General features: G+C 58.8%; 1 pseudogene. It reads right to left on the bottom strand.

What is annotated here, in order from left to right:
• A pseudogene (locus tag SB822_RS56555) lies at window positions 1-279 on the bottom strand (GlxA family transcriptional regulator); the annotation flags it as partial.

The following is a 279-nucleotide window of genomic DNA, read 5'->3' as shown; positions in this document are numbered from 1 at the left end:
TCGGGTTTTCCTCCTTGCCTGCACCAATGTAGGGGCTGTACTGCGACTGGCCGCCTTCTCGCTGGATATAGACAACCAGACGTTTGGCAACGCGTACCGCCATCTCGTGTCCCCAGTCTTCCGCCACTAACGACAAACACAGGTCGATGCCCGCCGTCACACCGGCAGAGGTGAAAAGACGACCGTCACGAATGAAGATCCTGTCGGGCTGTACTCGAGCAAGAGGGAAGTTGTCCGCGAGGCGCCTTGCATCGGCCCAATGGGTCGTTACCTGCTTGC

It is taken from the genome of Paraburkholderia sp. SIMBA_054 (genome assembly GCF_046534875.1).
GTDB classification, from domain to species: Bacteria; Pseudomonadota; Gammaproteobacteria; order Burkholderiales; family Burkholderiaceae; genus Paraburkholderia; species Paraburkholderia hospita.
Note: the sequence above shows the minus strand (reverse complement) of the source record. Positions and strands in the feature narration are given on the sequence as shown.